The sequence below is a fragment of the Nonomuraea sp. NPDC049646 genome, assembly GCF_044465525.1.
GTDB lineage: Bacteria > Actinomycetota > Actinomycetes > Streptosporangiales > Streptosporangiaceae > Nonomuraea.
Genome location: NZ_JBITLU010000001.1, coordinates 755,217 through 768,281, shown reverse-complemented (window position 1 = coordinate 768,281; position 13,065 = coordinate 755,217). Strand labels below are relative to the sequence as shown.

The 13,065-nt window shown below is 74.7% G+C and carries 14 protein-coding genes; 8 read left to right on the top strand and 6 right to left on the bottom strand.

The window, feature by feature from the left end; all coding sequences use genetic code 11:
* Positions 1-537 (bottom strand): LuxR C-terminal-related transcriptional regulator, encoded by a 537-nt coding sequence (locus tag ACIBQ8_RS03465; protein WP_397190926.1) that lies wholly within the window; start codon positions 535-537, stop codon positions 1-3.
* A 98-nt stretch (positions 538-635) separates the two neighbouring features.
* Here ACIBQ8_RS03465 and ACIBQ8_RS03460 point away from each other — a divergent pair, with 98 nt between their 5' ends.
* Positions 636-1,037 (top strand): rhodanese-like domain-containing protein, encoded by a 402-nt coding sequence (locus ACIBQ8_RS03460; protein ID WP_397168710.1) that lies wholly within the window; start codon positions 636-638, stop codon positions 1,035-1,037.
* Positions 1,034-1,450, top strand: coding sequence for a hypothetical protein (locus ACIBQ8_RS03455; protein ID WP_397190925.1), 417 nt, complete (start codon positions 1,034-1,036; stop codon positions 1,448-1,450). Before ACIBQ8_RS03460 ends, ACIBQ8_RS03455 begins: the two co-directional genes overlap by 4 nt.
* Positions 1,451-1,520: 70 nt before the next feature.
* On the opposite strand, the gene ACIBQ8_RS03450 is transcribed toward ACIBQ8_RS03455, so the two are convergent.
* Positions 1,521-2,771 carry a cryptochrome/photolyase family protein gene (locus ACIBQ8_RS03450; RefSeq protein WP_397190924.1) on the bottom strand — a complete coding sequence of 417 codons (1,251 nt, stop codon included), beginning with the start codon at positions 2,769-2,771 and terminating at the stop codon, positions 1,521-1,523.
* A gap of 154 nt (positions 2,772-2,925) precedes the next feature.
* Here ACIBQ8_RS03450 and ACIBQ8_RS03445 point away from each other — a divergent pair, with 154 nt between their 5' ends.
* Positions 2,926-4,428 (top strand): SDR family oxidoreductase, encoded by a 1,503-nt coding sequence (locus tag ACIBQ8_RS03445; protein ID WP_397190923.1) that lies wholly within the window; start codon positions 2,926-2,928, stop codon positions 4,426-4,428.
* Positions 4,429-4,839: 411 nt separating this feature from the next.
* Here the strand turns inward: ACIBQ8_RS03445 and ACIBQ8_RS03440 are convergent, their stop codons facing one another.
* On the bottom strand, positions 4,840-5,343 hold the full coding sequence (locus ACIBQ8_RS03440; RefSeq protein ID WP_397168703.1) for a beta-class carbonic anhydrase: 504 nt from the start codon (positions 5,341-5,343) through the stop codon (positions 4,840-4,842).
* A 68-nt stretch (positions 5,344-5,411) separates the two neighbouring features.
* A complete protein-coding gene (locus ACIBQ8_RS03435) occupies positions 5,412-6,683 on the bottom strand; it encodes an MFS transporter (protein WP_397190922.1) in 1,272 nt (423 codons plus the stop codon).
* 100 nt (positions 6,684-6,783) lie between these two features.
* On the opposite strand from ACIBQ8_RS03435, the gene ACIBQ8_RS03430 reads away from it, so the two are divergent.
* Positions 6,784-7,869: a DUF5937 family protein gene (locus ACIBQ8_RS03430; protein WP_397190921.1), complete on the top strand. Its 1,086-nt coding sequence runs from the start codon at positions 6,784-6,786 to the stop codon at positions 7,867-7,869.
* A gap of 18 nt (positions 7,870-7,887) precedes the next feature.
* Here the strand turns inward: ACIBQ8_RS03430 and ACIBQ8_RS03425 are convergent, their stop codons facing one another.
* Positions 7,888-8,010, bottom strand: a complete 123-nt coding sequence (locus ACIBQ8_RS03425) for a hypothetical protein (RefSeq protein WP_397190920.1) — start codon at positions 8,008-8,010, stop codon at positions 7,888-7,890.
* Positions 8,011-8,281: 271 nt separating this feature from the next.
* Positions 8,282-9,121, bottom strand: a complete 840-nt coding sequence (locus ACIBQ8_RS03420) for a universal stress protein (RefSeq protein ID WP_397190919.1) — start codon at positions 9,119-9,121, stop codon at positions 8,282-8,284.
* 192 nt (positions 9,122-9,313) lie between these two features.
* Here ACIBQ8_RS03420 and ACIBQ8_RS03415 point away from each other — a divergent pair, with 192 nt between their 5' ends.
* Genes ACIBQ8_RS03415 through ACIBQ8_RS03400 form a run of 4 tightly spaced genes read left to right on the top strand, consistent with a single transcriptional unit; the run spans position 9,314 to position 13,064 of the window.
* A complete protein-coding gene (locus ACIBQ8_RS03415; protein WP_397190918.1) occupies positions 9,314-10,564 on the top strand; it encodes an FAD-dependent oxidoreductase in 1,251 nt (416 codons plus the stop codon).
* A 51-nt stretch (positions 10,565-10,615) separates the two neighbouring features.
* Entirely contained in the window at positions 10,616-11,635 is a 1,020-nt protein-coding gene (locus tag ACIBQ8_RS03410; RefSeq protein WP_397190917.1) for a zinc-dependent alcohol dehydrogenase family protein, read from the top strand.
* Between the two features lie 14 nt (positions 11,636-11,649).
* Complete coding sequence (locus tag ACIBQ8_RS03405; protein WP_397168690.1) at positions 11,650-12,432, top strand: HisA/HisF-related TIM barrel protein; 783 nt, start codon at positions 11,650-11,652, stop codon at positions 12,430-12,432.
* The gene (locus ACIBQ8_RS03400; protein WP_397190916.1) at positions 12,429-13,064 is read left to right on the top strand and encodes a hypothetical protein; all 636 of its coding nucleotides are present in this window, start codon (positions 12,429-12,431) and stop codon (positions 13,062-13,064) included. The genes ACIBQ8_RS03405 and ACIBQ8_RS03400 overlap by 4 nt, the downstream gene beginning before the upstream one ends.
* Position 13,065 lies beyond the last annotated feature (1 nt).

Sequence of the window (13,065 nt, the reverse complement as noted above, 5' to 3'; positions counted from 1 at the left end):
TCAGCCGGGTCCCGCGTACGCGGTCTTGAGGGCTTCGAGCAGCTCGGCGGGTGGCGTTCCGCGGCCGGCGGTGAGTACGGCGGCGAAGGCCCTCTCGACCGGCCTGCCGGGTGCGGCCGAGGCCAGATCGACCAGGACCGCGGGAGCCGGCCCGGCCGCCTCGTGGGCCAGGCGCAGGGCCAGGCGCGTCTTCCCGATGCCCGCGGGCCCGGTCAGGGTCACCATGCGGGCCTCGGCGACCAGCCCGGCGAGGTCGCGGAGCTCGCGCTCCCTGCCGACGAACGACGACAACGCCCTGGGCAGGGCGTGCGCCCGGCTCCGCAGCCGCGCCGCGCGCTCGACCAGGTCCCGCCTGGCCGGATGGCCCAGCTTGCGCAGCAGGGACGACACATGGCTCTCCACGGTCCGCTCCGACAGCCTGAGCCGGTCGGCGATCTCACGGTTGGCCAGCCGGTCGCCGACCAGCCAGAAGACCTCCGCCTCCCGCCTGGTGACCCCGGCGGACCGTAACGCCTGCGGCAGAGCGGCGTCCTTCATGACGCGACCATCCCCCGGGAAGAGCTCCGTACTGAGCACGGATGTGCCGGCTTCGAGCGTGAGGTGTGATGGCGGAAGCCTCCTGGAAGGACCCGCGCATGGCAAGCTCCGTCAGCGAAATGATCGCGCACGCCCGCGCACGGGTGCCCAACCTGTCGGTCGCAGAGGTGGCCGAGGCCCTGGAGTCGGGCCCGGTGACCCTGATCGACCTGCGCGAACCGGGCGAGGTCGCCCGCGAGGGCAGGATTCCCGGCTCCGTCCTCGCGCCGCGCGGCATGCTGGAGTTCTGGGCCGATCCGGTCAATCCCCACCACCGGCCCGAGTTCGATCCCGCGGCCACGACCATCCTGTACTGCGCGTCCGGCGGCCGGTCCGCGCTCGCCGCCCTGGCGCTGCGGGAACTCGGCTACGCCGGCGTCGCCCACCTCGACGGCGGGCTCAACGCCTGGAAGGAGCACGGCCGTCCCGTGACCCTCCAGGCCGAGGGGGGACGCCGGTGACGGCGGACGCGCTCGGGGCGGCGTTCGCGCGGGCGCTCGCCGCCAAGGACCGCGACGCGCTGCACGCCCTGCTCGGCGACCCGATCGACTTCAGGGCGCTCACCCCGGGAGCCCACTGGGACGCCGACGACCCCGGCGAGGTCGTGGACCGGATCGTCCTCGGTCAGTCGTTCGGACCCGGCGACGACATCGAACGTCTCCTGCACGTCGCCACCGGCCGCGTGGGCGACAGGGAACACCTCGCCTACCGCCTCCAGGTGCGTACCGGCTCGGTCCGCTACCTGGTCGAACACCAGGTCTACTACAGCGTCGCCGGCGAGCGCATCGCCTGGCTGCGTATCCTCTGCTCCGGCTTCCGCCCCGTCCCGGACGGGGAGCCGTCGGCGGACGGTTCCGGGAGAAGGGCCGGCTGACCGGCGAAGGTCCGGCGTCCGTCTCCAGCCGGGTGACGGCCGATCTGAGCCCTCCGGCCGTCCTGAGCCGTCAGAGCATCGGACGCGGGTAGCCGGTCGGGGGCGTGTCCAGCAGCCACGGCTGGTGGACGTGGGCGGCCGGCACGCCGGCGAGCTCGGGCACGTACCGGCGCACGTAGTCGCCCGCCGGGTCGAACCGCTGCGCCTGCCGCAGCGGGTTGAAGGCGCGGTTGGGACGCGTGTCGTTGCCGGTGCCGGCGATCCACTGCCAGTTGCCCGAGTTGTTGGCCACGTCGCCGTCGAGGAGGTGCTCGAAGAAGTGCCGGGCGCCGGCCCGCCAGTCGATCCCGAGGACCTTGACCAGGTAGGCGGCCACGATGAGGCGGGCCCGGTTGTGCATCCAGCCCTCGGCGAGGAGCTGGCGCATGCCGGCGTCCACGATGGGCAGCCCGGTCATGCCCTCCCGCCAGGACTGCAGCGCGTCCTCGTCGTCGCGCCAGCGGTGGCCGCGGGGGCGGTAGTCCTCCCGGTTGATCCGCGGGAAGGCGTACGCGACCTGGTGGTAGAAGTCCCGCCAGCACAGCTGGCGGACGAACGGCTCGCTGGCCGCGGCCAGGTGCGCCAGCTCCAGCGGAGACAGGCAGCCGAACCTCAGGTACGGGCTCAGGCGGGAGGTGCGGTCACCGGCCAGATCGTCGTGGCCGTCGGCGTACCCCGGCAGGGCGCGGCGGATCCACTGCCGGGCGCGGTCGCGGGCGGCGGTCTCGCCGCCGGGCACGGGTTGCGGCCGGGCCGGGTCCGGCAGCCGCCCGGCGTCGAGGTCGCGGGGCGTCGGCACGTGGCGGGGGGCCGCGAGCAGGGGGCGGCGCCGGTGCCGGCTCCAGGCGCGCCAGTACGGCGTGAAGACCCGGTAGTGATCCCCGCCCCCGGACGGCGTGAGCGTGCCGGGCGGCACCACCGTCACCCCCGGGAAGAGCTGGTAGGAGAGGCGTTCGCGGGCCAGCCGGTCCTGCCTGCGCCTGGCCAGCAGGCTGACGTCGGCACTGGCGAAGACCGCCTCCGCTCCCGTCGCGTGGACGAGCTTCATGGTCTCGGCCACGACGTCGCCGTGCCGTACGAGCAGGTCCCCGCCGCGTGCCCGCAAGGAGGCCCGCAGGTCGGCCAGGCACTCCAGCAGGAAACCGCGGCGGCGGCCGGCGGGGACGGCGTCGTCCAGCACGAACAGGGGCAGCACGGCGCGGGCGCGCTCGCAGGCGGCCGTCAGGGCCGGGTGGTCGTGCACCCGCAGGTCCCTGTTGAGCAGGACGATCACCGTGTCCATCGACGGTCCCCTCACGACGGGACGGGATGCGGTCGCGGGAACCTCAGCCATGCCTCACAGATGCCCCGCCTGCCCCACCCGCACGCGCGCGGGGCACCGCTTGCGACCCGACCGCTCTGGCATGAGGCCCGGGGGACGGGGAAGGTGCGGGGACATGGCACTGTGCCTGGTGACAGGGGCGACGGGGTACATCGGCGGGCGGCTGGCGCCCGAGCTGCTGGCCGCCGGCCACGACGTGCGGTGCATGGTGCGCTCGGCCGGACGCCTGCGCGACCTGCCGTGGGCGGAGCAGGTCGAGGTCGTCGAGGCCGACGCCACCGACGCCGAGCGCACCCGCCGGGCCCTGGACGGAGTGGACGTCGCGTACTACCTGATCCACGCGATGGGGACGAGCGGCCGGTTCGCCGAGCGGGACCGCCTGGCGGCCCGCACGTTCGCGGCCGCGGCGGCCGAGGCGGGCGTGCGGCGGATCGTCTACCTGGGCGGGTTGACGGCGGACGAGCGGCTCTCGCCGCACCTGTCGTCGCGGGCCGAGGTGGGGGAGATCTTCCTGCGGGGCGCGGTGCCGGCGGTCGTGCTGCGGGCCGCGGTGATCATCGGGTCGGGGTCGGCCTCGTTCGAGATGCTGCGCCACCTGACCGAGCGGTTGCCGGTGATGACGACGCCGCGCTGGGTGCGCAGCCGGACGCAGCCGATCGCGGTGCGGGACGTGCTGCGCTATCTGGTGGCGTGGGCGCGGGTGCCGGGCACGGTCAACCGGGGGTTCGACATCGGCGGCCCTGATGTCCTCACATATGCCGACATGATGCACGGCTATGCCGCGGTGGCCGGGCTGCCGCCGAGGCTGATCATTCCGGTGCCGCTGCTCACCCCCCGGCTGTCGAGCCTGTGGGTGGGGCTGGTCACGCCCGTCCCGGTGAGCATCGCCCGCCCGCTGGTGGAGTCGCTGCGCAACGAGGCCGTGTGCGGCGAGCACGACATCGCCCGCCACGTGCCCGACCCCGAGGACGGGCTGGTCGGCTTCCGCCGGGCGGTGTCGCTGGCGCTGATGAAGATCAAGGAGGCCGACGTCGCCACGCGCTGGTCCTCGGCGTCCACGCCGGGCGCGCCGAGCGATCCGCTGCCCACCGATCCCGACTGGGCGGGCGGGAGCCTGTTCGTGGACGACCGCAGCCGGGCCGTGCAGGCGAGCCCGGAGGCGTTGTGGCAGGTGATCGAGGGCATCGGCGGACGTAACGGCTGGTACTCGCTGCCGATGGCGTGGCAGCTCCGGGGCCTGGCCGACCGGCTGGTGGGCGGGGTCGGGCTGCGGCGCGGCCGGCGCGATCCGGCCCGGCTGCGGGTCGGCGACTCGATCGACTTCTGGCGGGTGGAGGAGGTGCTGCCCGGACGGCTGCTGCGGCTGCGCGCCGAGATGCGGCTGCCCGGACTGGCCTGGCTGGAGCTCGGCGTCATCCGCTCCGGCGGCCGGACGATCTACACGCAACGTGCCGTCTTCCATCCGCACGGCCTGCTCGGCCATCTGTACTGGTGGGCGATCTCGCCCTTCCACGGCCTGATCTTCGGCCGGATGCCGGTCAACGTGGCCGCCGCGGCCCGCCGCCGGGACCGGCACCCGTGCGGTCAACCCGGCGAACGGGGCTTTCAGGCTCGGTGATCATGACCACAAGCGCGTCAAGGCGGCCGGCGGGAAGATCCGGGAGCGGATCGGCGACGCCGCCCTGGTCGTCGAGCACCTTCTGCGGGAGGCGGGAGCCCTCGGCGCAATGGTCGGCCGACCGGCCCCCTCGAGGACGAGCTCCACCATCTGGGCCATGTCCTCCGAGGCGCGCGCGGGGTCCCGGCCGGTCCTACGGTCGTGAGGGCCCTCCGCTGGGAGGTCGACATGGTCGGACGGGAACCGGTCCGCATCGGTGCCTTCACCGTGGGGTGGGAGGGGCACGCGTCGACATCGGCACGTTCCCCATCGTGCGACGACCGTAGCCGAGGACCGGCCCCGGCAGGACGAGCCGTGGCCGGAAGGCCTCCGGCCTTCGTCATCAGGATCGCGGTCCCGATGCGGGCGTGCCTACGCGGCGTCCAGCTTGACCTCGTTCAGCCGGCCCGTGGCGACGTCGTAGACGAACCCGCGGACGGAGTCCTTGTGCGGGATGAACGGGTCGGCGTGGATGCGCCTGGCCGACTGGCGCACGTCCGCCTCCAGGTCCTGGAATGCCTCGGCGGACCAGTCGGGCTTGACGCCGACCTCCTGGTAGATGTCGTGCTTGAAGCCGTCGTCGGTGAAGGTGAGCATGCCGCAGTCGGTGTGGTGGATGAGGATGATCTCGCGGGTGCCCAGGAGGCGCTGGCTGATGGCCAGGCTGCGACGCTCGCCGGCGGTCACGACGCCGCCGGCGTTGCGGATCACGTGCGCGTCGCCCTCGCGCAGGCCGAGCAGGCCGTAGACGTTGAGCCGGGCGTCCATGCAGGCCACCACGGCCACCCCTCGGGCGGGCGGCAGCGGCAGGTCGCCGGAGTCGAAGGCGGCGGCGTAGCGTTCGGAGTTGGCGATCAGCTGGTCGGTGACGCTCATGGGGGACGTCCTCCTGTCACGTGCCGCTGCTCGCGGCCGTAGCCCACATTTCCTACTGACTGTACATGTTATTTCCGCGCTGTGGAGTCCCTGCGGCGGTCGGCGACGGCGGAGGCGGACAGGAGGGTGGCGGTGGTGAGGGTGCCCCAGAGGGCGGCCGGGCCGTGGGAGGCGAGGGCGGTGATGACCGCCGGGGAGACGGCGAGGCCGAAGCCCGTGGAGAGCTGGAAGCGGGCGAGGGCGCGTCCCAGGAGATGGGCCGGCGCGAGGGCGGTGACGAGCGCCGTCGCGCTGCCGGCGTAGGTGATCTCGCCGATGGTGCAGAGCACGGACACCACGGCGACGGCCGGGACGCCCCAGCCCGGCCCCAGGGAGCTGGCCGCGAGGAAGCCGAGGTAGGACGCGGCGAGCACCACGCCGGCGAGGGCCAGCACGGTCCGCCGGGAGAAGTGGGACAGCAGGACGGTCACCGGCACCTGCAACGTGACCACCAGCACCGTGTTGGCCACGAAGACGGCCGCCGGCCACACCGGGGACGCGTGCATCTGCGTCACCAGGACCAGGGGCACCGCGATCTCCGGGACGTTGAGGCAGAAGACGTACACCACATTGGCGGCCAGCAACGCCCGCATCCGGGGCGCGGACCCACCGCTCATGTCCCCGCCCGGAACAGCGCCCGGAACAGCGGCCGGAGCAGCGCCCGGGACAGCGGCCGGAGCGGTGGCCGGAGCGGTGGCAGGGCGGGCGCGCAGGCGCACCGACCACGCCAAGGCCGCCGCCGCGACATAGGCGACCCCGGTGACGGCCGCCAGCGCCTGCAACGCGGTGGCGCCGCCCGCCAGGCACGCGGTGGCGAGCAGGGCGCCCACGCCCAGAGCGGCGTTGCGCAGGGCGCGGCCCGCCGCGAGGGCGGCGTCGCGTTCGCGGCCGTGGGCGACCGTGGCCACGAGGGCCGCGTGGGCGGCCGGCCAGGACTGGTTGCCGATGCCGAGGAAGAGCGCCGCCGTCGCGAACAGCCAGACGTGCCCCGCCGGGGCGGCCAGCAGCAGCGCCACGCCCAGCACCCGCACCAGCATCGACGCCGCCACGACCGCGCTGCGTGCGCCCCGGTCCAGCCATCGGCCGACCGCGGGCATGCACACCAGGCCCACGACGACGCCGGCCGTCATGGCGACGCCGGTGACCGGCGCGGACAGCCCCAGCACCGTCACCCCGTAGAGCAGCAGGAAGGGCCGCAGCAGGCCGGTGCCGAGCGCGTCCACGGCCAGGGCGACGGCGTAGCGGGGGCCTCCGGAGGCGCGGACGAGGGCACGCGGCCGGATCTTGGTGGTGGATGCCATGGCGTCAACCATGCGTTCGGCCGCCGCGGGTGGCTCCGCCAGTTGACGGACATCGTCAACCGACGCGGTCGCCGGCCGCCCGGCCAGGGATGATGTGGGGATGACGCTGAGGATCGACATCGGCGGGCCGCCGTCCGGGCGGCTGCGGTTCGCCGCCTCCCCGCTGGCCGAGCTGACCGCGATGCTGCACGTGCTGGCCGAACCCGGGCATCACCCGCAGCTCGCCGGCTGGGCCGGGGACGTCTGGGCCGGGCTGCGGCCGGAGCTGGCCGAGCGGCTCAGGGAGGCGGAGTTCCTCTGGCGTTCCTCGCGGGCCGACTTCCTGGTGCCCGCGCGTCCCCGGCCGACCCTCGCCGAGGAGCTGGACGACGTCGACCGGATCGACGACGAGACCTACGTGACCGCCGCGCTCATCACCACCTGCGGCAGCAACCGGGTGCACTTCGCCGCGCCGTCGCCGCTCAGCGACGCGACGGCGCGCGAGCGGGCGCTGGACCTGGCCCAGGCCCGCGGCGCGCTCCAGGAGGCGTTCGCCGAACGGCTGCTCGCGGACCCGGCCGCCGTGCGGGCGCGGGTGCGCGACACCCTCGAACAGTGCGCCGAGGCGTTCTTCGACGTCGCCTGGACGGGCGTCTCCGCGCAACTCGCCGCCGACCTGCGCCTGAAGAACGACCTGCTGAAGCGCCAGGGCATCGGGGCGGCGCTGGCGTCCGTCTCCGGCGCGATCGCCCTGGCGCCGGACGGCGACCGCATCATCGTGGACAAGCTGCAGGACAACGCCATCACCGCCCACGGCGCCGGGGTCACCTTCCTCCCCAGCGTCTTCGGCCGCCCGCACCTGGTGGTGGTCCACGCGCCCGGCTGGCAGCCGGTGGTGCAGTACCCCGTGGCCGAGGCGGAGCCGTCGGAGCCGGTGTCGCTGGAGACGGTCACGCTGCGGCTGGAGGCGCTCGCGCATCCGGTGCGGCTGCGGCTGCTGCGCACCCTGGCCCGCGGCCCGCACACCACCGGCGAGCTGGCCCACGCCTGGGAACTGACGCCTCCGGAGGTCTCCCGCCACCTCGCCGTCCTGCGCCGCGCGGGCCTGCTCACGTCCCGGCGGCACGGCCGTTACGTCCGTTACACCGTCAATCTCCCCGACCTGACGGCGCTGGGCGCCGACCTGCTGACGGCCGTCCTGCGCTGAGCGGCTTCCATGAGGACGTCATCCGCACACCCGCGCGCCGGGCCGCAGGACCCCCAGGTCGGCCCGGCCGAGCAGCCGCGCGGCCCGCGAGGTGGCGGCCCGGAGCACGGCCAGGGGCGTCATCCCCTCCGACACCGGCACCACGACCTCCCGCCGGCCGTCCTCGAACGGGACGGTCCCCGCATCGGTGCCAAGGCGACGGGGACCTGGCCCGACAGCAGGCGGCAGGCGTTGCGCTGGATGTCGTCGGCCACCGGCGCCACCTTGTCCCGGGCGCCCGCGCGCACGGCCCGGCGGATGCGCGGGGCTGACGAAGCCGCCGGTCGCGGCGAACTTGATCCAGTGGGCGCCGAGCCTGCGTTCGATCCGCACCGGAACGGCCGCTCAGGGCGCCGCCGGGGGGCGGGCCGGGTCACCGGGAGCCCGCCGGCGCGGGGACGATCGCGACCGGGCACGCCGAGCGCCGGATCAGCCGAGCCAGCCCCCACGGCCGCCGCCACGGCCGCCCCCACGCCGGCATCCCCGCCGGACGCCGGGACCCCACCACGAGCAGGCGGGCCGCGACCGAGGCCGCCAGGAGGGCGGAGCGGGCGTCCCCGTCGCAGCGCTGCTCGTGCACCCGCACCTCCGGATGCAGCCGCCGCCACCCGCCGAGCGAGGGCCCGGCGGCCGGGCCGGCGCGCAGGACGCGCAGCCTGACGCCGTGCGCGGACGCGGTCCGGAAGGCGTAGCCGAGGAGGGCGTCCGGCGCGGGCCCGGGCTCCAGGAGCACGACGACGTCGTCGTACGGACGCGCCGTCGCGCCCTTGGCCACGACCACCGGCGCGTCGGCCCTGGCGGCCAGCGCGAGCGCGACCGAGCCGAACAGCAGGTCGACCACCTCGTTGCGGGGACGGTGGCCGATCACGATCTCGACGGCGTCCCGCCCCGCCTCGCGCAGGACGGCCGCCGGCGCGCCGGGCGCGACGTGCGCCGTGACCGCCGGGTGCCGCCGCCTGCCGCGGACCCGGGCCAGCGCGTCGGCGGCGACCCCCACGGCGATCTCGTACGCCGATTCGACGATCATCGGAGCGGCGAACGCCTTGGCCGCCGGAGGCCCCGCGAAATATCCGGCCAGATCCATGGCATGCACGATCCGCAACGGCCTGTTCCGGCGGATCGAGTCCTCCGCCGCCCATTCCAGGGCGACGGACGAAGGCCCGGAGACGTCGGCGCCGACCACCACAGGAGCCCTGTCCGACGGCCCGTCCATGGAAATTCCTCCTTCGTCGCGCGGCATTGCCGACGATTCGCTGCCACGCATTCCTGACATGGCCCTGAATCCGCGCTGACATCCGCCGCACGCCTGTCGATTCCCCCGGAAGTCGCCGTGCGATCTGCGGGGCGACGGGTAATGGCGCGCTACCGGAGCACGTCCCCTCTAGCTTTCTCAAGGTGAAATGACATGCGCGTCGGAATCGTCGGAGCCGGTCTGTCGGGGCTCACCCTGGCCTGGCTCCTGGCCGACAGTTGCGAGACCGTGGTGCTCGAAGCCCGTGACCGCGTCGGCGGCACGATGCGGTCGGTCCGCGTCCGCGCCGGCGGCGGCGAGGCGACGCTCGACCTCGGCGCCCAGGACATCTCGCCGGACCTGTTCCCCACCCACCGCAGGCTGCTGGAGCTGCTGGGGTACGCCGACGACCAGTTCGTGGACCTGCCGGCCTCGCTCACCGTCCTGAAGGCGGGACGGCGGGAGCCGCTGCTGGTCAGCCCGCACACCCCGGAGCCGTCCTGGCCCCGGCACGAGCGGCTCGGCCCGGCGTGGCAGGCGGTCGGGACCTTCCTCCAGCGGGCCGCCGAATGGGACAAGGAGGACGTCAGCTGGGAACGACCGCTGGCCGACCTGGTCGAGCCCCTGCCGGTGAGCCAGGAGATCAAGCGGGACGTGCTGTACGCCCGCCCGGCCTTCCTGTTCTGCTGCAGCCTCGAACAGGCCATGACCCTCTCGGCCCGCGCCGCCGTCGCCTTCTACGTCAGCACCTCGGGCGAGCCGAGATGGCAGCAGCTCCTCCCGGGGCTGGAGAGCACGGCCTGGGCCCTGGCGGCGCGCGCCCCCGCCGCCCGGATCAGGACCGCGGCCGGGGTGCGGCAGATCCGCCGCGCGGACGGGCGCTACGAGCTCCTCGACACCGCCGGCGAGCGGCACGTCGTGGACGAGCTGGTCCTCGCGGTGCCGCCGTGGGAGGCGGTGCGGCTGCTCGGGCCGCTGGCCGGCGCCCAGGAGGTCCGGGACGTCCTGGGCTGCTTCGAGCCGGTGGACACGACGTACGCGCTGCACCTGGATCCCGCGTACCTGCCCGAGAGCCGCGCCCACTGGTCGACCAGCGCCTTCGAGGTGCACGACGGCTGGAGCGAGAGCACCGACTGGTTCGGCCCGTCCAGGGGCGTCGAGGTCTTCAAGAGCCAGCTCACCCACCGCGACCGGCTGCCGAGGCAGGTGGTCCTGCGGGAGGACTACCGGCACCTGCTCATCACGCCCGCGGCCGTCCGGGCCCAGCGCCGCCTCGACGCGCTGCAGGGACGGGGCGGGCTGCACCTCGCCGGCCAGTACACCACGTGGGTCTCCAGCCAGGAGTCCGCCGTGCGGTCGGCGGTCGCCGTCGCCCGCAGGCTCGCGCCGCGCTCGCCGCGCCTGGCGCAGCTCCTGTCCGCCTGACGCGGGACAGGCCCCAATCAGACAAACCCGACCCAGGCAAGGAGGTATGTCATGCGTGCCGTGCGGTTCCATCATCACGGTGACCCCGCCGCCGTCCTGTCCGTGGACGACGTGCCCGTCCCCGTCAAGGGACCGGACGACCTGCTCGTACGGATGACCACCCGGCCGATCAACCCCTCCGACCTCATGTACGTGCGAGGCGAGTACGGACGCGAGGCGACGTTCCCCTCACCGGCCGGGTTCGAGGGCGTGGGCGTGGTGGAGCGGGCCGACCGGGCGGGCACGTACCGCGAGGGCGCGCGGGTCGCCGTGGCCGCCACCGGCACCTGGCAGGACTACGTCAGCGCCGCGCCCGCCGAGCTGATCCCGGTCCCGGACGCCATGCCCGACGAGGTCGCCTGCCAGCTCACGGTGAACCCGTTCGCGGCGCGCCTGCTGGTGGACCAGCTCGACGTGCCGCCCGGCGGATGGCTGCTGCTGTCGGCGGGCGCGTCGGCCGTCTGCCGCATGGTCCTGGCCTGCGCGGCAAGACGCCGGATCCGGTGCCTGCACCTGGTCAGGCGGCCGGAACAGGTGACGCCGCTGCGCCTGCTGGGGGCGGACGAGGTGATCGACGTCTCCGCCGGCCCGTGGGTGGACCGGGTGCTGGCCCTCACGTCAGGCGGGGCGGACGCCGCGATCGACTCGGTCGGCGGCCAGGTGGGCCGGGGCCTGCTGGACTGCCTGCGTCCCGGTGGCCGGCTGGTCGTGTTCGGGGCGCTGTCCGGCGAGCCGATCCCGCTGCCGTCCCGCCGGGTCATCTTCTCCTCCCTCACCGTGAGCGGCTTCTGGCTGCCCGAACGGCTCGCCGCGCTGGACCCGCACGACCGCGCCCGCCTCACCGAGGAGGTGGTCGCCGACCTCGCGGACGGCCGGCCCGGCGTGGACGTGGCCGGCCGGTACGCGCTGCCCGAGATCCGGGCGGCGGTACGGCACAGCGCCCGGACCGGCGGCGCGGGAAAGGTGCTGCTCACCGAACGACGACCGGACGCCCCCGCCCCGGGGCCGGCCGGCGACCCCCAACCCGAATGACGGAAAGGGACATCATGAACGACCTCATCATCCCGTGCATCGACGTGGCCGGCGGCAGGGCGACGCCGCCCTCGGGGATCGCCGGCCTGGCCGACCCCGCCGACGCCGTCGAGATCGCCTCGGTCTACCTGCGCGACGGCGCCGGCCCGATCTTCGTGGACGTGCAGGAGCCGTGGACGGAGCACGAGACGTTCCTCCCCCTGATCCAGGCGCTGAGCGGGACGGGCGGCACCTTCTGGGTCACCGTGGACAACGGCTACATGCCCTCCATCGAGGCGGCCGAGGCCCTGCTGGCGGCGGGCGCGGCTGCGGTCGGCCTGAGCACCACCTCGGTGGAGCACCCCTCGGTCCTGCACACGCTCGTGCAGCGGCACGGCTCCGGCCGCGTGGTGGGCGTCATGAACGTCGCCCGCGCCGGCGACGGCCGCTGGAACGTCGCCATCCGCGGCGGCGAGCAGGAGACCGACCTGGACGCCGTCGTCTGGGCGAAGATGCTGGCCGACCTGGGCGCCGGCCGGCTGCTGGCCAACAGCCTCGACCAGGAGGGCACCGGCAACGGCTACGACCTGGAGATGACGCCGGCCATCGCCGCGGCGGTGGGCGTCCCCGTCATCGCCTCGGGCGGCGCCGGCTCCGTCGAGCACCTGTACGAGGGGCTCACGACGGGCGGCGCCCGGCACGCCCTGGTCAACAACCTGTTCCACAGCGGCCAGGCCACGATGACCCAGGCGCACGAGTTCCTCGACAAGGGCGGCCTCAGGAACCCGGAGGACGGCGTGGAAGGCGCCGCGGAATGACCGCCGAAACGCTGATCAAGGAACTGGCGCGGGCCCGGGAGCAGTCGCCGCCGCCCAACCCGCTGCTCGCCCTGGCGGCCGACGGCCGGGCCACCGTCGGCCACCTGCGCCGCCTCGTCGCGATCGAGCGCTCCTACCACCATGCCGAGCTCGTGGCCTACGGCGAGCTGCTCACCCAGTTCCCGCACCCGCCGGCCGCCGGTTTCCTGCTCAAGGTGGCCGGGCTGGTGGACGAGGCGCGGGCCGCGCTCGCCGTCGTGGCCGAGCGCCTGGGCGAGCCGCCGGACGTCGGCGACGACCTGGCCGCGCACGCCTTCTGCGGGTACGTCTCCTGGCTGGCCCTGCACGGCAGCCAGGCGGCCATGGCCCTGTCGCTGTACTCGGCCCCGGACGGCGTCTACTACGGCGGCGCCGTCGAGCTGGTGCGGCTGCTGGGCGAGCGCGGCGTGACGGTGCCCGAGGAGTTCACGGCCTACTACGGCAACACCCCCGACCCGCTGCTGTCCGAGGACGCCGCGGCGGTCGTGGACGACGGCCTGGCCCGGGGGGACGACCCCGGCGAGGCCCTGCGCGCGGCCCGGCTGTGCGACAGGTACATGGCCCTGCTCTGGACGGCGGCGGCCCGCACGTGAG